This is a genomic window from Sporichthyaceae bacterium (genome assembly GCA_036269075.1).
Taxonomy (GTDB): domain Bacteria; phylum Actinomycetota; class Actinomycetes; order Sporichthyales; family Sporichthyaceae; genus DASQPJ01.
The window spans coordinates 1-18,693 of sequence record DATASX010000112.1 but is presented as its reverse complement, the minus strand read 5'-3'; the positions used below and the strand labels follow the sequence as shown (position 1 = coordinate 18,693).

Sequence of the window (18,693 nt, the reverse complement as noted above, 5' to 3'; positions counted from 1 at the left end):
CGCGCCCCTTTGCGCGCCGGTTACCGTCGGGCCCTCCCGTGGACCTGGAGGTCTCTGGTGACCTGGATCGAGGTCGTCGAGTACACCGACCCGGCGTGCTCCTGGGCGTGGGGCACCGAGCCCAAGTTCCGTCGCCTGCAGTGGCAGTACGGCGATCGCATCCGCACCTGGCGGCGGGTGCTGCTGGGGATCTTCTCGCCCGGGTGGGCGCAGGTGTTCGGGCTCGAGGCGCGCACCGAGGCGGCCCGCGTGGCCTACGAGCAGTACCTGGTGCCGGTCACCGAGGCCACCGGGATGCCCGGACCGATCCCGTTGCACTGGGCCATGTCCGACTGCGAGACGGCCTGCCGGGTCGCGAAGGCGGCCGACTTCCAGGGTGAGCCGGTCTCCGCGGCGGTGCTGCGTCGGCTGCGAGAGAGCTGGTTCGTGCACGGCCGGCCCGCCGACAGCGTCGAGCTGTGCCTGGCGGCGGCGCACGGCGTGCCAGGTCTGGACCCCGACCGACTGGCCCGCGACCTCGCCGACCCGGCCACCGAGGCTGCTTGGCAGGCGGACTGGGAGGAGGCCAGAAACCCCAACGAGTACGTCTGCAACCTGCCGGACACCCGTGCCGGCCGCGGCGCCGCGCAGCAGCAGAACGGCCGCATGCGCTACGGCCTGCCGTGCGGGATCCTGCGCGGCCCGGGCGGCGAGGTCACCGTGTCCGGCTGGTGCGAGTGGACGGTCTGGGAGACGGCGCTGGAACGGGTGTGCCCAGGCGCCGGTGCCGCGGCGCGGCCGCTGCCGACCCCGGCCGAGGCCTTCGCGAACTGGCCGACCCTGGCCCGCGCCGAGCTCGACGAGCTGTGCGGGCCCGGCTGCGAGCCGCCGTCGGACATGGTGGAGCACCGCACGGCGGGCGGGGTCATTTGGGCCACCCCGAGCGAGGCAGCGAGCTGGCCTGCACTGGTCGCCTACTGACGCCGCCTGAGCACCCGTTCTGGTCGTCGGGGACACGCTAGGGACACCACGGCCGAAAGGTGTCATCGTTGGTCCATGAGCGAGCGTGATGCGCTCACCGCCGGGCCGAACCGAGCCCTGGACCCGACCCGCGCCGCGGGCCGTCGCTTCCTCGTGGGCTACGGGATCATCCTGACCCTGGCCGGGCTGATCCTCGCCGACGAACCCGACCACAGCCGGGCCTGGCGCAGCCTGGGCATCGTCGCCGCCGTGATCGGCCTGGCCTGCGTGGTCGCGCCGTTGGCCCGACGTCGTCGGCAGCCCGAGCCGGACGCGACGGCCGGGCCGGGGGCCCCGGACGTCCGCACCGAGTCCCCGGCGGTCGGCCCGCTCGGCGTCGACGAGAAGGCACGCTCGGCCCGGCACGCCGAACTCGACCGCCGGGCCACCCAACTGGCCGCGGCTCAGGTCCGGCTCGACCTGGCCGCCACCGACCTGGCGATCGAGCAGGGCCGCCTCGACGAACGCAACGCCGCCCTGCTGGTCGAGCAGACGAAGCTGGACGAGCAGGTCGCCGACCTCGCCGCTCGGCGGCATGCGGTGCACGGCGGCTAGGACCGTCCCGTTCGGCCCAACCTCATTGCTGCTGCACACCGGTTCGGCCTACCAAATAGAGGCATAGCGGCCCAACCTCGACCAGCCGGCGACATCCTCGGCAACGTCAGCAGCCCGCCGCTGTGCACGTCATCCGGTAGGGATCCGCGGTATCGGTCCGCGCGACAACGAGGAGAGCGCATGAGCGCGAAGGTGTGCCTCAACATGATCGTCAGGGACGAGACGACGATCATCGACCGATGCCTGCAGGCCATGGACGGCAACGTCGACGCCTGGGTCATCCTCGACACCGGGTCGCTGGACGACACCCCGGCCAAGATCGCCGCGCACTTCGAGGCGCGCGGGATCCCGGGAATCCTGCTGCACGGTCACTTCGGCAACTTCGCGGAGGCCCGCAACCGCGCGCTGGCCGCTGCCCGAGAGTCGCAGCTGGACTTCGACTACCTGCTGTTCCTCGACGCCGACTCCGAACTGCTGGTCGAGGACCCGAACTGGCGCACCGCGCTGACCGAGCCCGCATACCGCCTGCGGGTGCCCAACACGACGATGCGCAACGACGCCGTCAGCCTGCTGCGGCGCGACCAGACCGCGGAGTACCGCGGGGTCAGCGCCGAGTGGCTCGACCTCGGCGGCAACGTGCCGACCGAGCTGACCGGTGTCTGGTACCTCGACCGGGCCGACGGTTCCGGCCAGGCCACGCGCGCCGCGCGCGACATCGCGCTGCTGCGCCCCGCCCTGGCGGAGGACCCGGAGAACACCCGCTACGTTTTCGCGCTGGCGCAAGCCTACCGCGAGGCGGGCGACCTGATGTCTGCCATCGATGCCTACACGGGCCGGGCAATCCTGGGCGGTTGGGACGAGGAGGTCTGGTACTGCCACTACCAGATCGCGCAACTCTCCGAGCGGCTCGGCCTGCCCGAGCCGATCGTCGTCCACGGCTACCTGACGGCCTGGCAGTTGCGCTCGACCCGGGCCGAACCGCTGGTCGCACTGGCCCGCTACTACCGCGAGCACGGCGGCCGGCACGCGCTGGCCGAGCTGTTCGCGGCGGCGGCGACCACGATCCCGCGGCCGGACGACCAGTTCTTCGTCGACGACGCCACCTACGACTGGCGCGCCGAGGACGAGTACGCGATGGCCGCCTACTGGCGCGGCCGGCACGTCGAGGCCGCGATCGCCTGCCGCGCACTGCTGGCCGGACCGCGCCTGCCCGAGGACCAGCGCGACCGGGTCAACGCCAACCTGCAGTACGCACTCGACGCGGGCGCGACCGAGACCGCCTGAGCCTGTCCGGCTGAGCCCGTCCCACTGTGCGGGACGGGCTCAGCCGCGCTCGGCCAGCATCGCCTGGAACTCGGCGGTGGTATTCACGTGCGGGAACGGCGTCGCGGGCTCGGGCAGGCCGAGCGCGCCGCAGATCGGGCCCCAACCGTCGCCCGGGTGCCACTCCACCAGCCGATCGGCGGGGGCCGCGGCCCGGACGTGCTCGTTGTGCGCCAGGTAGGCCGCCTTGGCCGACTCCTCGTCGCGCCAGTCCGGGGTGAAGTTCTCCATCAGCACGCGAACCATGCGCTGCCACGGATCTGACGGGGCATCAGTCGCGAACGCGGGCTGCATCGCCTGGAAGATGGTGTCCGAGGCGCTGCGCCACCAGGCGTCCGCGTCGCGGGTGGAGAGCAGGATCGGCGCGTCCGGGAACGCCTCGGCCAACTGCTCCCAGAACGGCGCACCCGGCCAGTCGACGATCGCCCCGTAGTCGCGCAGGAACTCCTGCCAGTCCGGCGGGTTGCCCTCGTAGGCCTGCCGCCAGACGTCGGCCTGCGCAGGGTTCTGCCGCACCTCCATCATGTGGTGGCAGGGGGCGCCCAGGAGTTGCGTCAAGGCCTCGCGCAGCGACGCCGTGCCCGTCCGCCCCAGCCCGGCACCGATCAACCGAACCGTCATCGCTCCCCCTCGCCAGCTCCCGAAACCCCTCGTCGCGAAGCGTACGCAGCAGACGCGGACAGGTCCGTGACCGGTCGTAGGAAGTCCGAAGCCGGCCCCAAACTCCGCCCGCCACATTGGGCCCGCAGGCCTTCGAGCGCCCCGCCGGACGCGACCGTCGGCAGACGGTTTCTCAGGAAGCGCTGTCCGTTTCGAGTCCGACGCCCGGTGTGTACTACAAAGAGTGAAAAGTCCGGTCGAAATTCCACCAACCCCGTACAGGACAGGACAAGCAGCGCTGCCGGAACAGTTGCGAGGAACTAACTTCCTCGAGTGACCCTGAGAATTCCCCGGAATGTGCGGCTGGCCGGTCGAACTGCTCTCATCCTGGCCGTCGCAACCGGGCTGGTGGGGTGCACCAACCCACTGGAACGTCGGGATACCGGTGCGGCGCTCGCCGTGCCGGCACCCGCGCCGGCCACTCCGGAGGAGACCGTCGGGGCGACTCCGTCGGCCACCCCGACCCCGAGCGCCACCGCGGACGCCGACAATTCGGCCTCCGGTGTGGCCGTCGCCGACTCACTGCGCGCGACGCCGCTGCCTCCGGGTGAGAAGCCGCCGCAGTTCATCGTGATCTCCTTCGACGGCGCCGGCAGCCTGGACCGCTGGAACTACTACCGGAGCATCGCCAACGAGGTCGGCGCGCACCTGACGTATTACCTGTCCGGGCCGTACCTGGTGCCCAAGAGCAAGGCCAACCTCTACAACCCGCCGCACCACCAGCCGGGCGCCTCCGACATCGGCTGGTCCGTGAGCGACGCCGACGTCCAGGCCCGGATGGCGCAGGTGTACCAGGCCTACAAAGAGGGAAGCGAGATCGGCACCCACTTCAACGGGCACTTCTGCGGCGCCGGCGGCGGCCTGCACTGGACGGCCGACGACTGGCGCAGCGAGATCACCCAGTGGTTCACGTTCCTGCACAACTGGCGGACCAACGCCGATGCGCCGGACGCCGACCCGCTGCCGTTCAAGGACTCCGAGGTCGTCGGCGAGCGCACCCCGTGTCTGGAGTACAAGCCGTCAACGCTGTTCCCGGTGCTGAAGTCGATGGGCTTCCGCTACGACACCAGCGACACCGGCTACCTGCAGTGGCCGCGCACGGACCCGGCGACCGGCATCTGGGAGATCCCGATGCAGGACCTGCGCGCGGCCGGTACCGGCACCCATGTGCTGTCGATGGACTACAACTTCTACGACATGCAGACCCACGCGGTCGACGGGTCGCCGGCGCTGTACCCGGCGTACCAGAAACAGGTCCTGGACACGTACCGCAATGCCTACCAGGCGGTGTTCGACGGCAACCGCGCCCCGCTGATCCTCGGCGACCACTTCGCCAACTGGAACCACGGCATCTACACCCAGGCGCTGGGCCAGTTCATCTCCGAGACCTGCGGGCGGCCCGAGACCAAGTGCGTGACCTTCACCGAGCTGATCAACTGGATGGAGGCGCAGTCGCCGGAGACGCTCAAGGCGCTCCAGGCCCTGCCCGCGCAGACCATGGGGGCCCCATCCGATCATCGATGATCGGATGGGGCTCTCTCATACGCGAGACGTCATCCTGATGACGCGCCAGGTATGAGAGTGGTCTGAGCCACTTGGCGACCCGGGTTGCCGTAGCGCGCGTCCCCAGCCGGTCGTTGTCCACAGGCCGACGTTTGCTCCAAGCGCGGGAGCGACCGTTCCGTCATGGTCGCGCTATGCAGCTCCCTTCCCGGTTCACGACCGGCCCGTTCACCACCCTCGATGCCGCGGGCAACGGGTGCACGCTCGGCGAATTGCGGCAAGGCGTGCGGTCCGGCCGTCTGGTGCAGCTGCGCCGGGGCGTCCTCGCGACCGCCGAGGCTCGTCATACGGCGACGCGGCTGGACACGACTTGGCACGCCCAGGACATCGAGGCGCTCGGTCTGGCGATGCCCCGTCGTCGTCTCGTCGCGGTCGGTACCTCCGCCGCCCGGATTCACGGTCTGCCTATGCGCTCGACGCGCCCGGCGGAGTTGGCTGTAGCGGTCAGTGGCCGCGCGGGCACCGCGGGAACCCATCGGCACGGCTACTACCTGCGGGTCGCGCGGCTACCCGAGGCTCACGTCGAGGAACGTCTCGGTGTTCGGGTCACGACGGCCGCTCGCACTGTCCTGGATCTGGCTGCCCACGATGGTTTCGACGACGGGGTGGTCGCGGCCGAGGGCGCCTATCGACTCGGGTTGCTGACGCCTGATCAGCTGCGTGCCACAGTCCTGGAGCTGGAGCGCCCGGCCCGGCATCGAAGTCGCCCGCGAGTGTGTCGAGTTCGCCGATCCGGCAACCGAGTCGGTGCTCGAGTCGATCTCGCGGTTGTCGATGCGAACAGCCGGGATCCCCATGCCGCAATTGCAGGTGGTCCTCCTCGACGACGGCTACCGGAGGATCCGGGTGGACTTCTTTTGGCCGCTGCTGCGACTGGTCGGCGAGGCGGATGGCGAGGCCAAATACACGATGAACGGCCGAGACCCGCGTGCGGCGAAGCGCGACGAAGCTGAGCGTGAGCGCATCATTCGCGGCCTGGGCTTCGACGTCGTGCGATGGGACTGGCACATCGGTAACGACCCCGACCTGTTGGACGCGCTTCTGCGCGCCGCTATCGCTCAAGCGCAACGGCGCCTGGGTCGAGTCGGCTGATCGGGCCCGCCACCGTCTCTCATACGCGAGACGTCATCCCGGAGGCGATTCGAGCCCGGAAACGTCGGCCCGCGTATGAGAGTGCGACGCTCCGCTCATCGATGAGCGGAGCGTCGTAAATTGGCCGGCGCAGGGATGGGGGCGTGGGGCAACCTTGGTCGGGTGAGACCCGGAAGCGCCGCCCGCCTCGGACTGCTGGCGGCGCTGTGGGGCTCGAGCTTCCTGTGGATCAAGCTGGCGCTGCATGGGCTCTCGCCGGTCCAGCTCACGGCGTTGCGGCTCGCGATCGGAGCGGCCGTGCTCATTGCGGTCGTGCACGCCCGCGGGCTGCGGCTGCCCCGAGAGCGGGAGACCTGGCAGGCGTTGATCTTGGCCGCGTTCTTCGCCAACGCGCTGCCGTACACGCTGTTCGGGGTCGGGGAGCGCTCGGTGGACTCAACCCTCGCCGGGGCGATCAACGCGACCACTCCGCTGTGCACCTTCGCGTTCGGCCTGGTCGGCCGCGCGGGCCGGTCGGACGCCGAACCGCTCGGGACGCGCCGGGTCGCCGGCCTGGTGGTCGGGTTCGCGGGCGCGGTGCTGTTGCTCGCCCCGTGGCGGGCCGGGCACGGCGGGACGACGGGTGGCTCGCTGGCTTGCCTGATCGCCTCGGCCGCCTACGGGTTGTCGTTCGTCTACATGGGCCGTCGGCTGGTCGGTCGAGGCATCCCGCCGCTGGTGCTGGCCGCGGGCCAACTCACCGCCGCCACCGGTTGGGCACTGATCGCGCTGCCGTTCCTGGGCCGCTCGGCGGTGCATCCCCACCCGGAGGTGATCGGCGCGGTCGCGGCGATCGGCCTCGGCGGCACCGGGCTGGCCTTCGTACTGAACTACAAGCTCGTGGTCGACGAGGGCCCGGCGGTGGCCAGCACGGTCACCTACCTGATGCCGATCGTGTCGGTGCTGCTCGGCGCGGCGTTCCTGGACGAGTCGGTCGAGCCGAATCTGATCCTCGGCACCGCGGTGGTGTTGGCCGGCGTCGCGCTGGCGCAGCGCCGTCCGTCAGCCTCAGGGCACCGCGACGGGGACGGCGTGGTTGGTCACCGGGATCAGACATTGGGCGGCGCTGCACGCGCCGTAGGACACCACGACTTGGGCCGAGTTCCCTGAGCGTTTCACCGGCAGTGTGACGGTCACCGGCCCGTCCGGGTACACCGGCAGCTGCGTGGACAGCCCGGTCAGTTGCAGCATCCGGACCGGTTGATCCGCGGTGGCCGCGCCGGTCGCGGTCAGCCCGCCGGTCACCCGCAATCGGGTCGGGATCCCGAGGCCGTCCACGCCACCGTCCGGTAGATCGACGCTGTAGATGTGGAAGCCGGCCTGCTGGGGCCGGAACGTCGCGGCGACGGTGTCGCCGGAGACCCGCAGCGTCACGTCGACCCCGCCGGCCGAGAAGCCGGTCGCGGTCGGCGGTCCCGCGTGGTGGCTGCCGCACCCGGCCGCCGACAGCACCAGGGTCAGCGCGACCAGCGGCCTCAGTGCTGCCAACGCCTCAGGAACGTCGCGACCTGGGCCGGGGTCATCCGGCTCGCGTCGGCGAACGAGCCGTCCTCTGTCGTGGTGCGCACCTGGCCCTGCGGGGACAGTACGACCAGCGCGGGGATTCCGCTGTGCTGATAGTCGATCCCGTACTTGGCCGCGAGGTCGGTGTTGCGGTCGAACTTGCCCACGTCGATCTCCACGACGTGGAAACCGGCGACCAGTGGTTGCACCGTGGGCGCGGTGAACGTGTGGGCCAACGCCACGCAGTCCGGGCACCAGGAGGCGCCGAAGTCCAGCAGCACCGGCTTGCTGTCGGCCTGTGCGGCGTCGAGCGCGGCGGTGATGTCCGCGGTGGCGTCCCGGCTCGGGTCGAACGCGGAGGCGGTGCTCGACGCCGTCGCCGACGGGCTCGCGCTGGGCGCGGCGGTCGGGGCCGGGGAGGCGAACGTCGGGTCGTCGCCGCCGGGGAACGGTTTCGAGCCACCACCACAGCCGGCCAGGACGAGCACGAGCCCGACGGTGGGCAGGGCGCAGCGGAAGCGCATGTCAGTCATCCTGGCCCACCCCGTCGGCTGGTGGCGACTCGGCCCGATCCGGTTGCGCGGGATCCGGGACGGCCGGCACCAGCAGCGCAATGCGCGGCCGGGGCGCCCGCCGACGAACCAGCAACGCCCCATAGACCGACTCGGCCATGTCCTCGGCCAGCCGCAGCCCCGTGCCGGGCACCGCGTCGACCGCGAATCCCGCGCCCTCGTCGCTGACTTCGACGGCCACAGAGTCGCCGAGCGCCTCAACGGTCACCGTGATGTCACCGGCCCCGTGCCGGGTCGCGTTGTCCAGCAGCACGTCGAGCACCTGACGGACCACCGCGGCCGGGCATCGTGCGGCCGGGACGTCGTCGCAGCGCAGCCGGATCGCCCGCTGGGACGGCAACTGATGCCGCGTCACTGCGGCGCGGACCTCGGCCGCGACGTCGCACGGGGCGTGCTCGTCGGTGCTGCGGACTGCCAGCAGGTCCGCGACGATCGTCTGCAGGTGCCGGGCCCGACCCAGCGAGGTCTCGATGTGCTGCACCCGCCGGGCCTCGTCGGGCTCCCGCAACGCGTTCTCCAGCCCGGTCAGCAGCCCGGCCAGCGGGGTGCGCAGTTGGTGCGAGACGTCGCGGGTGAACGCCCGCTCCCGGTGCACCACGGCCCCGATCCGCCGCGCGGTCTCAAGCAGTGCGCTGCCGGCCTCGTCCGTCTCCCGCAGTCCCCATTTCGGCAGCGCCAGGTCGAAGGCCCCGGCCCCCAGCGCCCGAGCCGCGTCGGTCAACTGCTCGACCGGCGTGGCCACCCGGGAGGCCAGGCGGGCCGCGACCAGCCGGGTCAGCGCCAGCGTGCACCCGGCCAGGACGAGCAGGGCGATCCAGCCGTAGACGATCCGCAGCACGACCCCGCTGACCGCCGTCCCGGCCCGGACCGTGCCGATCACAGTGCCGTCGGAGACCACCGGGACCGAGACCGCGTACTCGCCGTCCTCCCGGTCCTCGTGCTCGGCGGTGTCGACCGGCAGGGCCGCCAACTTCGAGTGCAGCGGCCCGGCGCCGACGACCCGAATGCCGTCGCGGGTGTAGATGCCGATGTCGGTCGAACCGAGCAGCCCAGGCACTGCGAGCGGCCGGCCGACCACGATCGGTGCATCCGGCACGTTGGCCGAGACCCGGGTCGCGTCGTGCTGCAGCGCAGTGATCGTCTGCGACCGGACGACCACCGCGACCGTGGCCGCCAAGGGAACCGCGAACAGCAGCAGCGCGATCCCGGCCGCGCCGAGGATCACCCGCCGGATCCGGCTGCGCAGCGAGATCGTCGGGCGTACCTCGTCCTCGCCCGGCACTGTGCCCGGCCGAGGACGGCGGCCCGGCCTTGCGGTCATGTCCCTGAGCGTAGGGCGAGCGGTGCTCCGCGTATGAGAGAACCCCACCCGCGTATGAGAGAGCCCCATCCGATCATCGATGATCGGAGGCACCGGTCCCACTCGCGGCGCAACAGTTGCCGGAAAGCACATAAATACCCGGAAAAGGGGCCGAACCGGGCATTACCGGCAATCCGTCTCAATTCGTCCCTATTCGTACATTCATCCGATTTGCATGAATTCTCATGTCAAATTGGAGGCATGCTCACAAAAGCTCTCGGCGCCGGTGGTGCGCTCATCGTCGCGACCGCGCTGGCCACCTCCGGCGGCCCGTACGGCGCGAGTCCCGCCGCCGCGGCGATCTCTCCCCCTGCCACGCCGGCCAAGGTCGGGCCCGCGCGCCTGGGTTCCGTCCCGGCCGGGCAGCGCCCGCCGCAGGTCGTGGTGGTCGCGTTCGACGACTCCGGGAACACGTTCAACGGCACCGCCGGCCACTTCTCGATGTTCGACTACTGGCTGTCGGTGGCCCGGAACTACGACGCCCGGATGACGTTCTTCCTCTCCGGCACCCAACTGCTGACCAGCCAGACCCAGCACACCTACGACGCGCCGCAGTGGGGCCCGGCGAACATGAACATGGGCATGCTGGTGCCCCACATCGAGTCGTTGCCCGGGGAGTCCGAGACCGATGCCGTGCGCCATGAGATGACCGATCTGAAGCGGGCTCACGCCGAGGGCAACGAGATCGGCACCCACTTCATGGGCCACATCTGCGGCTCCGGCAAGGGCTCGGTCGGCTCGTTCTCCCAGGCCGACTGGGAGCAGGACCTCCAGCAGTTCTACAAGGCCGTCGACAACGCGAACATGACCAACCACCTGAACCCGCCGATCGACCTCGGGTTCAAGGGCGAGGACGTGGTCGGCGACCGGACGCCCTGCCTGGAGGGCAATTTCCGCAACCTGTACCCGGTGATCGCCAAGCACGGATTCACCTACGAGACCAGCCCGACCCCGGAGATCCGTTGGCCGTACCGCGGTGCGTCCGACACCGGGCCGTCCAACCTGTGGGTGTTCCCGCTGGCCACCGTGCCGATGTACGGGAGCTCGCACTACGACCTGGACATGGACTGGAACATCTGCGACTACCACGAGAAGGACTGCCTTGACGCGCCGGTGGACAAGGCCGCGTCCGCGCGCTGGAGTCAGCAGGCGCTGGACACCTACCGAACCTATTTCGAGAAGTCCTACACCGGCGACCGGGCGCCGCTGTTCATCGGCGACCACTTCGAGATGTGGCACAACGGCGCGTACACCCAGGCCCTGACCTCGTTCGTCAAGGAGACGTGCAACAAGCCGGAGGTGCGCTGCGTCAGCTACCAGGAGGCCGCGAGCTGGCTGAACAGCACCCCGACGGCGCAGCTGGACACCTGGCGCACCGGAGCGTTTCCGCACTACGCGGGCGCGAAGCCGCCGGCCTACGGCAGCCCGGTGCCCGACGTGCTGATGCCCGCGCCGTGGCCCGTCAAGGCTGAGCCGGTCAAGGCTGAGCCGGCCAAGCCGGGGCAGGCCAACTCGACGCAGCCGGGGCCGCCGCAGGCGAAGCCGGAGCGGCCCAAGTCCGAACCGGCGAAGACGGCGGCGCCGACGCCGATCCGTTAGCTCAGTGGCCGATGCCGACCCGGGTCCGCAGCAGGCGGGCCCGGGCACGGCCGGTGACCGGCCGCCGGTCGGGTACGTACAGGTCGATCAGGCACACCGGGCAGACGTGGTCGACGCCGGTCACCGAGTCCTCGTAGTCGTCCACCTCGGTCCCGCACGAGGGGCACATGCCAGGGTAGGTCACCAGCGCGTTCGCGATCCGCATAGCCGCCTCCGTCGCGTTGACGGTTGCGAACTTAGCCGGCCCGCGTGCACGCCCGGCGTCGGCGAAGTGAACGTGGGCCCAGGTCCGGCCGACGGCTACTGTGACACCGGTTCGCTCGCAAGCTCGCTCACTTCAGCCGCAAGGTGGTGACCGCGCCCTCGCCGGCCAGGATCCGCCCGGTGGTCGGATCCATCCACGCGTCGATGACGGCGTACTGCCCGGCGGGCAGCGAGTAGCCGAGGAACTGCGACTGGCCGGCCGACAACGGCGCGGCCATCGCCGCCCCGCCCGGGGCGAACGGGTTCGGGCCGCCGCCGTCGGAGAAGAACCGGACTACCTCCTCGCGGCTCGCGGACGGCAGGATCGCCCGCAGGAGAAGAAAGTGGTAGCCGGTCTCCACGTCGTCGGCGTTCTCCAGCTCGACGGTCCCGTTGTGGGGCAGCACCGACGGGGCGAACAGGTAGTTGTCGTCGCCCTCGGTGATCCGGCCAGAGGGCCGGGCCGGCAGCGGCAGGTACTTGCCCCAGTGCACGTGCAGCACCGTCGGCGGCGCGGCCGGGGCCTCGAGGTCCTCGAGCCAGACGTCGCCCGCGGGCAGGTCGACGGTGATCGTCGTCGGGTGCTTGGCGTCAACCCGGGCACCACCGAGGGAGACCAGGTTGTCCTGCGCCGCGTGCTGGTAGGACGCCACGGTCGTCGGGTCCGCCCGCGGGTGCCCCGGGGTCGCGGCGGCGCCGGAGGACGGGTTGGCGGGGTTCACCGACCACAACGAGCGGATGCCGTTGGTCGGGGTCGCGATGTCGGCCCGCGGCCCCTCGGTCGGGCTGATCAGCCACAGGTGGTGGACACCGGACTGCGACTTGATCCGAAACTTCATCCAGCCGGCCGCGACGTCCGGTCCCCCGGAGACCCGCACCCCGGTCGCCGACATCGAGACGTCGACGTGCGGCGGTGCCTTGGGCCCCGGGATCGTCGCGAAGATCAGGCCGACGCCGCCCGCGAGAATCACCGCGGTGGTGCGCAGCCCCGCCGCGGTCGTAACCTCACGCATCAGGTCTCCGTCCGCCCGCCGACCGGGATCCGGCGATTCTATTCGGCGGAACCGCGGCGCCCCGGCAGCGCAAGCCGGCGGGCCGCCGCGTGGATCACTTGACCGTGAGGATCTTCACCGAGTTCTCGGCGACGTACGGCTGGCCGGTCTTGTCGTCGACCCACAGGTCGAGCAGGGCGTACCTGCCTTTCGGCACCGAGTACTGGACGTACTCGGAGTGCTGCGGCGACAGCGGCTCGGTCCCGACCCCGAACGTGGACGAGACGGCGAACGGGACTTTGGTCGATTTGCCGGCAAAGAAGTTGACCACGTCCGACTTCGTCGCGCCCTTCACGAGTTGCAGGAAGCCGAGCTCGTGCCAGGCCTTGGATCCGGTGTTGCTGAACTCCACCGTGCCGCTGCGGGGCAGGGCGCTCGGCGCGTGCAACACATGGTCGTTGGCCTCGGTGACCCGGGCGTCCGCGTGCGGCTGCGACGCTCCGCTGCCCTTGCCGATCACCAGCGTGCTGGCAACCGTGTTGGTGTCCAGGTCCAGGATCGCCACCTTGCCGACCGGCAGCTTGAGCGTGAACGTGGCCGCTTTTCCTTTGCTGACCGCCGACCCGCCGCCGAAGGCCACCATCTCGCCCTCGGCCGTGGTGATTTCCTGAGCCGCCTGGGACGCCGAACTCGCAACGCCGGTGGACGTGGTGCCCGCCGACCCGGTCGAGCCATTCGTGTCGGCCGGACGGGCTACGGGGGACGGGTGTGCCAGCACGGACTTGTGCGGGCGAATGCCCTCGCTGGCCTGGGCCGCCTTGGCGCCCATCCCGGGCCGGGCGGCGGTGAACCACATGTCGTCGGTCGAGGAGATCTTCACCTTGACCCAGCCGGCCTTGAGGTTCTTCACCCCCGAAACCTTGACGGAGCTTCCGTTGCCGCTGATCGTCACCTGTTGGCTGCTCGACGCCTCGGCTTCGCCGCCCGGCAGCAGTGCGACCGTCATGCTTGCGACGCTGATCGCCGCGAGAGCCGCAGCCCGGCACCGGTTCGGATGCATACGCATCGGCCAGTCCTTCCCGTCCTGTCAATGAAGCAGGTCGGGATAGACCTATCAGGTGCTCCGAACGGGCGGACTACGCCTCGGTGGGGATGGGCCCGCTCACCCGGTCGCCGCTGCGGACCATGCGCACCGCGAGGACCAGCAGCACGCCCTCGACGGCCAGACTGAGCAGTCCCAGCGGCTGGGTCCAGTTGCCCTTGTCGTCGGTGTGGCCGGGCAGGCCGGTGCTCCGGGTCAGCACATAGCCGATCATCGGGCCGGCGGCCACGCCCAGCGCGAGCCACCACGTGTTGCGCAGGATCCGGCCCTGGGCCGCCATCAGCGCGATCGCGACGAGGATCGCCGCGACCTCCAACGCGTAGTAGCCGACCTGCATGTAGCCGTCGTTGTTGCCCGGGAATCCGCCCTGGTCCTTGACGTGGATCCAGTAGACGCCGAACGCCGGCAACGCGCCGAACAGGCGCAGCAAGCGGTCGCGAACCGGGGACGAGGCGGCCGAACGCGGGCGGGCGCGGTGCGAGGCGATGGTGGCGGACATCTCGGACTCCAACGGGATCGACGTTCCTCGAGATCGAGAATGCGCCGGTTTCATTGCCGTCCGCTTGGAGAATTCCGAGCGCTAACTTTCGCCTTGTGCGGCGAAAGTCAGCACGGAGGGAAAAGTCGCCCGATAGCCGCCTATTGGATGCCGACCATGTCGACGACGAACACCAGCGTGGCGTTCGGCGGGATCTTCGGGGTCGGGGACATCTCGCCGTAGCCGAGGAACCCGGGAATGACGATCTCGCGACGACCGCCTATCTGCATCCCCACGAGACCACCGGAGAAGCCGGGCACGAACCCGCTCAGCTCGCCGGTGAACGGAATCGCTCCCTTCTCCCACGTGGCGTCGAAGACGCTGCCGTCGCTGTAGAGCGCCCCGACGTACTGGATGCTCACGGTGTCCGACGGGCCTGCGGCGCGGCACTTACCGACAACCAGGTCGCGGATCAGGAGGTTCTTCGGCGGCGACCCGGTGCCCTTGGCCAGGGTCGGTTCCTTGTCCATCGCAGTCGCGTTGGCCGTCACCGCAGGCATTCCCGAAGCCGCACCGGAACCTTTCGGCTTCGCCGAGGCCGTCGGCAGGGGGCCCGGCGCAGGAACGGCTGTCGAGCAAGGCTTCGGGGTCGGCGTCGCAGCCGCACTGGTGTTGCCGCTCGACGCGGGCGGCGCAGCGGACTGCGTGTTGTCGCTGCCGCTGCTCCCGCAGCCGGCCAGGGCCATCGAGGCTGTGACAACCGTTGCGCACAGGCCCAGCGTCCCGGTTCGGATCATGCGTGCCGCCTTCACTGGGCCGTCGCCGATGCGGACGGGCTGGAGGACTTTGTCGCCTTCGAGGTCTTGGTGGGCGTCGGTGAGCTGGTCGAGCCACCCTTGCTGGTGATGGTCACCTTCTCGATGGTGGTCTTGGTCTTCGGCGGTCCGTCGCCCCCGGCTGTGGTGGTACCGGCCGCGGCGATCTGGGTGATCACGTCCAGTCCGGAGGTGATGTGCCCGAACGGGGTGTAGTCCGGCTGGAACTGCGAATCCTTGAAGATCATGAAGAACTGGCTGCCGTTGGTGTTCGGCCCGGCATTCGCCATCGCGACCTCGCCCTTCGGGTAGGTCGCCCCGGCGAGGTTCTCGTCGGCGAAGCTGTAGCCGGGCCCGTTCTGGCCCGTGCCGGTCGGGTCGCCGCACTGCAACACCGCGTCGGTGACGCCGCCCTGGGAGACGTCCAGCAGGCGGTGGCACGGGCTGTTGTCGAAGAAGTGTTGCTTGGCCAGGCTCACGAACGAGTTCACCGTGCAGGGCGCGGCCTTGGCGTCCAGGGCGATGACGATCGTGCCGTGGTTGGTCACCACCGTCGCCGTGTAGGTCTTGGTCGTTTCGGCCACTCCGGGCGGCAGTTCGACTTTCTTGTCGCTGCTGTTCGAGCCGTCGGCCGGGTAGACGCAGTTCGCCGTGCCCGGTGCGGCGCTCGGGCCCACCGGAGCCGTCGGCGCGGACGATGCGCCCGGACCGGTCGACGCCGAGTTGCCGCTTGCGGCGGAGTCGGAGGACTTGCTGCCACCGCAGGCGGCCAGCGCGGTCGTGAGGCCCAACACCAGGGCGAGGTCGAAGATCTTCACACTCACAGATTCTGTCGGACTCGCGGACCTCGGACCCGGGCGCCTCGCCGCGAGGCGCCGGTTGCTGACGCCTCCTCACATGTGCCAAGGTCGCGACCTGCGCACTCGTCTGCGGGAGGTCGGCTGATGGCGAAGCCTCGAAAGCTCAAGTGGCTGGACGTCCCCGAGGACCACGACTACCCGGCGGCCGCCAATTATTTGTCGCTGGTACTGCCGGCAGACCTTGTTGCCGCGTCGATCGGTGGCCTGCGCACAGCACCGGACGAGTACCGCAAGGCCAAGGACATCCTGCGCGCCGCGGGGCTGAGGCTGCTGCCGCGCAGCAACCCGCACGTGGCCACCGACCTGGCGAAGGTCGCCAAAGGCCTGCCGCTGTCGCCGATCCTGCTGGTGCGCGGCGACGCCCGGATCCCGGCCCCGCTGCTCGTCGCCGACGGCTACCACCGGGTCTGCGCCAGCTTCCATCTGGACGAGAACACCGACATCCCGTGCCGGATCGCGGACCGGCCCGCGACGGCGCCGCCTGCCCCAGCCGCGGCGAAAACGGCGAAGCGCGCCCGGACGGGACCGCCCGCCAAGCGCGCAACGGCAGCACCGTCAGCGAATCGGGCCCCTGCAGCGCCGCCGGCGCCCCCGGCACCACGCGCTGAGCAGGTCGTGCCGGGTTGACGTTCAACACCCTGGCGCTGATCACCGCGGTCGCGCTCGTCGGACCGCTGCTCGCCCTGCCGGAGCGCCTGCACGTCCCGGTGGTGATCGGTGAGCTGGTCGCCGGGGTGGTGCTCGGGCCGACCGGCGTGCACCGGCTCAACGCCGGCGACTCGACATTCACGTTCCTGGCCGACATCGGCTTCGGGCTGGTCATGTTCGTGGCCGGCACTCACGTCCCGGTCCGCGACCCCTCGCTGCGCCCGGCGCTGAGGTCCGGGGCCGGCCGTGCGGTGCTCGTCGGCGCCGTCGCGGTCGCGGCCGGCATCGGGGTCTCGAAGGCCTTCGACACCGGCCATGCCGCGTTGTACGCCGTGCTGATGACGTCGTCCTCGGCCGCGCTGATCCTGCCGATCCTGGAAGGCGCCGGGGTCACCGGTCCGGTCGTGGTGAACCTGCTGCCGCAGGTGGCGATCGCGGACGCGGCCTGCATCGTGCTGCTCCCGCTGGCGATCGACCCACCACGCGCCGGACGCTCGGCAGTCGGCGCCCTGGCCGTGCTGGCGGCGGCTGCGGTCTGCTGGTTGCTGCTGCGCGAGGCGGAGAAGCGGGGTTGGCGCTCGGCGGCCCACGACGTCTCGAAGCAGCGCCACTTCGCCCTGGAGCTGCGGGTCAGCCTGCTGGCGCTGTTCGGACTGGCCGCGATCGCCACACAGACCCACGTCTCGATCATGCTGGCCGGGTTCGGGCTGGGAATCGCGGTGACCGCGGTGGGCGAGCCCCGACGGCTGGCCAAGCAGATGTTCGGCCTGACCGAGGGCTTCCTCGGGCCGGTGTTCTTCGTCTGGCTCGGGGCCTCGTTGGACCTGCGCGAGCTCGGGCACCACCCGTCGTTCATCCTGCTCGGCGCCGTGCTCGGGTTCGGGGCCGTCGGCACCCACCTGGTCCCGGCGTTGACCCACCAGCCGGTCGCCGCCGCGGCGCTGGCCTCGGCGCAACTCGGCGTACCCGTCGCGGCGGCCACTCTCGGCACCCAGCTGCACAAGCTCAACCCCGGCGAGCCAGCGGCGTTGATCCTGGGGGCGCTGGTCACGATCGCCGTTGCCTCGGCCTGCGGGGCGCTGCTGGCCCGCCGGTCGCCTGCCGCACCGGCACCGGCACCGGAGCCGGCGCCCACCGCTCCCGCGGCTCCTGCCGCATAGGCTGCCCGGCGTGAAGTTCACCGGACTCCCCACGGCGGCCCTGGACTTCTACGACGACCTCGAGGCCGACAACTCCAAATCGTTCTGGACGGCGCACAAGACCGTCTACGAGGAGTCGGTCCGCGCCCCGATGGAGGCGCTGGTCGCCGAGTTGGCTCCGGAGTTCGGCGAGGGCAAGTTGTTCCGGCCCTATCGCGACGTCCGGTTCGCCAAGGACAAGACGCCGTACAAGACCCACCAGGGCGCCTGGTTCGAGTCGTCCTCGGTCTACGTGCAGATCTCGGCGGCGGGCCTGTTCGTCGCGGCCGGCTACTGGCGCACCAGCACCGAGCAGGTGACCCGGATGCGCCGCGGCGTGGCCGACGACATCGTCGGCCCGCAGTTGGAGAAGGCGTTGCGGACCGCTCGCGGCAAGGGCTTCACGATCGGCGGGCAGCAGCTCACCCGGGTGCCCCCCGGTTTCGAGAAGGACCACCCGCGGGTCGATCTGCTGCGGCACAAGACGTTGGTGGCGTCGAAGGAACTCGGCTTCCCGGACTGGCTGGCCTCCCCGCGGACCCGCGCCGAGATCACGAAGCTGTGGCGGACCCTGGCGCCGCTGACCACCTGGCTGCACACGCACGTCGGACCGGCGTAGGCACCCCGGACACCGGGAAGGGGTGGGCCGGGCGGGCGGTCCACCCCTATTCCCCCGGTATCCGCTCAGCGGCGGCGGTCCGGGCCGGACTGCCAGTTGTTGTCGTGGTGGTTGTTGTCGAAGCGGCTGTTGTCGTGGCGGTCGTGGTTCCACCAACCGGAGACGTCGTCGCACTGCCGCCAGTGCGAGTCGCCGGCCTGCCAGTGCTGGGCGAAGCACCAGTCGTGGTGGTTCATCGTGGATGACGCGCTCTCGACGGTCGCCGCCGACGCGCTCGACATGCCTGCCGCCGCCACCGCACCGAAGGTGGCCAGCACTACTGCAACTCGACGCAGGTTCATTTTGGGAGGTCTGAATCGCCCCGGCTTTGATGGAGGCTCTGATGCTATGGGAGAATTGCATCGTGGCGCCTCCGAAGAAATATCCACCCGAGTTGCGTGAACGCGCTGTTCGATTGGTCTTTCAGATACGCAAGGAACGTGGCACCACCCAT

General features: G+C 70.5%; 22 protein-coding genes. 10 read left to right on the top strand and 12 right to left on the bottom strand.

All coding sequences use genetic code 11. The features are described from left to right. The first annotated feature begins 57 nt into the window (after positions 1–57). The 3 genes from VHU88_20785 (at position 58) to VHU88_20775 (ending at position 2,838) form a co-directional block, all read left to right on the top strand. Positions 58–960, top strand: a complete 903-nt coding sequence (locus VHU88_20785; protein ID HEX3614135.1) for a DsbA family protein — start codon at positions 58–60, stop codon at positions 958–960. Positions 961–1,035: 75 nt separating this feature from the next. Beyond that, positions 1,036–1,554 (top strand): hypothetical protein, encoded by a 519-nt coding sequence (locus VHU88_20780; GenBank protein HEX3614134.1) that lies wholly within the window; start codon positions 1,036–1,038, stop codon positions 1,552–1,554. Between the two features lie 180 nt (positions 1,555–1,734). Beyond that, the gene (locus VHU88_20775) at positions 1,735–2,838 is read left to right on the top strand and encodes a glycosyltransferase (GenBank protein ID HEX3614133.1); all 1,104 of its coding nucleotides are present in this window, start codon (positions 1,735–1,737) and stop codon (positions 2,836–2,838) included. 39 nt (positions 2,839–2,877) lie between these two features. On the opposite strand, the gene VHU88_20770 is transcribed toward VHU88_20775, so the two are convergent. After that, on the bottom strand, positions 2,878–3,498 hold the full coding sequence (locus VHU88_20770) for a sulfotransferase (protein ID HEX3614132.1): 621 nt from the start codon (positions 3,496–3,498) through the stop codon (positions 2,878–2,880). A gap of 312 nt (positions 3,499–3,810) precedes the next feature. Between VHU88_20770 and VHU88_20765 the strand changes: the two genes are divergently transcribed. Next, complete coding sequence (locus VHU88_20765) at positions 3,811–5,061, top strand: hypothetical protein (protein HEX3614131.1); 1,251 nt, start codon at positions 3,811–3,813, stop codon at positions 5,059–5,061. Between the two features lie 545 nt (positions 5,062–5,606). Here VHU88_20765 and VHU88_20760 read toward each other — a convergent pair. Then, the gene (locus VHU88_20760) at positions 5,607–5,897 is read right to left on the bottom strand and encodes a hypothetical protein (protein HEX3614130.1); all 291 of its coding nucleotides are present in this window, start codon (positions 5,895–5,897) and stop codon (positions 5,607–5,609) included. Here VHU88_20760 and VHU88_20755 point away from each other — a divergent pair. Together VHU88_20755 and VHU88_20750 are read left to right on the top strand one after the other, a co-directional pair. Further along, complete coding sequence (locus tag VHU88_20755; protein HEX3614129.1) at positions 5,896–6,192, top strand: hypothetical protein; 297 nt, start codon at positions 5,896–5,898, stop codon at positions 6,190–6,192. The two genes, VHU88_20760 and VHU88_20755, sit on opposite strands and share 2 nt — an antisense overlap. Positions 6,193–6,354: 162 nt before the next feature. Further along, complete coding sequence (locus VHU88_20750; GenBank protein HEX3614128.1) at positions 6,355–7,341, top strand: DMT family transporter; 987 nt, start codon at positions 6,355–6,357, stop codon at positions 7,339–7,341. Here the strand turns inward: VHU88_20750 and VHU88_20745 are convergent. The 3 genes from VHU88_20745 to VHU88_20735 are packed head-to-tail and all read right to left on the bottom strand — an operon-like array spanning position 7,240 to position 9,627. Then, positions 7,240–7,719, bottom strand: a complete 480-nt coding sequence (locus VHU88_20745) for a hypothetical protein (GenBank protein HEX3614127.1) — start codon at positions 7,717–7,719, stop codon at positions 7,240–7,242. The genes VHU88_20750 and VHU88_20745 overlap by 102 nt on opposite strands. Beyond that, complete coding sequence (locus VHU88_20740; GenBank protein HEX3614126.1) at positions 7,707–8,267, bottom strand: thioredoxin family protein; 561 nt, start codon at positions 8,265–8,267, stop codon at positions 7,707–7,709. The genes VHU88_20745 and VHU88_20740 overlap by 13 nt, the downstream gene beginning before the upstream one ends. Next, complete coding sequence (locus VHU88_20735) at positions 8,260–9,627, bottom strand: HAMP domain-containing sensor histidine kinase (GenBank protein ID HEX3614125.1); 1,368 nt, start codon at positions 9,625–9,627, stop codon at positions 8,260–8,262. Before VHU88_20735 ends, VHU88_20740 begins: the two co-directional genes overlap by 8 nt. A gap of 240 nt (positions 9,628–9,867) precedes the next feature. On the opposite strand from VHU88_20735, the gene VHU88_20730 reads away from it, so the two are divergent. After that, entirely contained in the window at positions 9,868–11,265 is a 1,398-nt protein-coding gene (locus VHU88_20730) for a hypothetical protein (protein ID HEX3614124.1), read from the top strand. Position 11,266: 1 nt separating this feature from the next. On the opposite strand, the gene VHU88_20725 is transcribed toward VHU88_20730, so the two are convergent. From VHU88_20725 to VHU88_20700, 6 genes are all read right to left on the bottom strand, one after another. Beyond that, the gene (locus VHU88_20725; GenBank protein HEX3614123.1) at positions 11,267–11,470 is read right to left on the bottom strand and encodes a hypothetical protein; all 204 of its coding nucleotides are present in this window, start codon (positions 11,468–11,470) and stop codon (positions 11,267–11,269) included. A 127-nt stretch (positions 11,471–11,597) separates the two neighbouring features. Continuing rightward, positions 11,598–12,521, bottom strand: a complete 924-nt coding sequence (locus tag VHU88_20720) for a hypothetical protein (GenBank protein ID HEX3614122.1) — start codon at positions 12,519–12,521, stop codon at positions 11,598–11,600. Positions 12,522–12,615: 94 nt separating this feature from the next. Continuing rightward, positions 12,616–13,506 carry a hypothetical protein gene (locus tag VHU88_20715; GenBank protein ID HEX3614121.1) on the bottom strand — a complete coding sequence of 297 codons (891 nt, stop codon included), beginning with the start codon at positions 13,504–13,506 and terminating at the stop codon, positions 12,616–12,618. Positions 13,507–13,636: 130 nt separating this feature from the next. Further along, positions 13,637–14,101: a hypothetical protein gene (locus VHU88_20710; GenBank protein ID HEX3614120.1), complete on the bottom strand. Its 465-nt coding sequence runs from the start codon at positions 14,099–14,101 to the stop codon at positions 13,637–13,639. A gap of 140 nt (positions 14,102–14,241) precedes the next feature. Next, the gene (locus VHU88_20705) at positions 14,242–14,877 is read right to left on the bottom strand and encodes an FKBP-type peptidyl-prolyl cis-trans isomerase (protein ID HEX3614119.1); all 636 of its coding nucleotides are present in this window, start codon (positions 14,875–14,877) and stop codon (positions 14,242–14,244) included. An 11-nt stretch (positions 14,878–14,888) separates the two neighbouring features. Then, complete coding sequence (locus tag VHU88_20700) at positions 14,889–15,713, bottom strand: peptidylprolyl isomerase (GenBank protein ID HEX3614118.1); 825 nt, start codon at positions 15,711–15,713, stop codon at positions 14,889–14,891. 126 nt (positions 15,714–15,839) lie between these two features. Here VHU88_20700 and VHU88_20695 point away from each other — a divergent pair, with 126 nt between their 5' ends. From VHU88_20695 to VHU88_20685, 3 genes are read left to right on the top strand one after another with little or no spacing between them, the layout of a single operon-like run. Next, complete coding sequence (locus VHU88_20695; GenBank protein HEX3614117.1) at positions 15,840–16,382, top strand: hypothetical protein; 543 nt, start codon at positions 15,840–15,842, stop codon at positions 16,380–16,382. Continuing rightward, positions 16,379–17,563, top strand: coding sequence for a cation:proton antiporter (locus VHU88_20690; protein ID HEX3614116.1), 1,185 nt, complete (start codon positions 16,379–16,381; stop codon positions 17,561–17,563). The genes VHU88_20695 and VHU88_20690 overlap by 4 nt, the downstream gene beginning before the upstream one ends. 10 nt (positions 17,564–17,573) lie before the next feature. Continuing rightward, positions 17,574–18,200 (top strand): DUF2461 domain-containing protein, encoded by a 627-nt coding sequence (locus VHU88_20685; protein HEX3614115.1) that lies wholly within the window; start codon positions 17,574–17,576, stop codon positions 18,198–18,200. A 65-nt stretch (positions 18,201–18,265) separates the two neighbouring features. Here the strand turns inward: VHU88_20685 and VHU88_20680 are convergent, their stop codons facing one another. After that, entirely contained in the window at positions 18,266–18,541 is a 276-nt protein-coding gene (locus VHU88_20680) for a hypothetical protein (protein ID HEX3614114.1), read from the bottom strand. Positions 18,542–18,693: the final 152 nt, after the last annotated feature.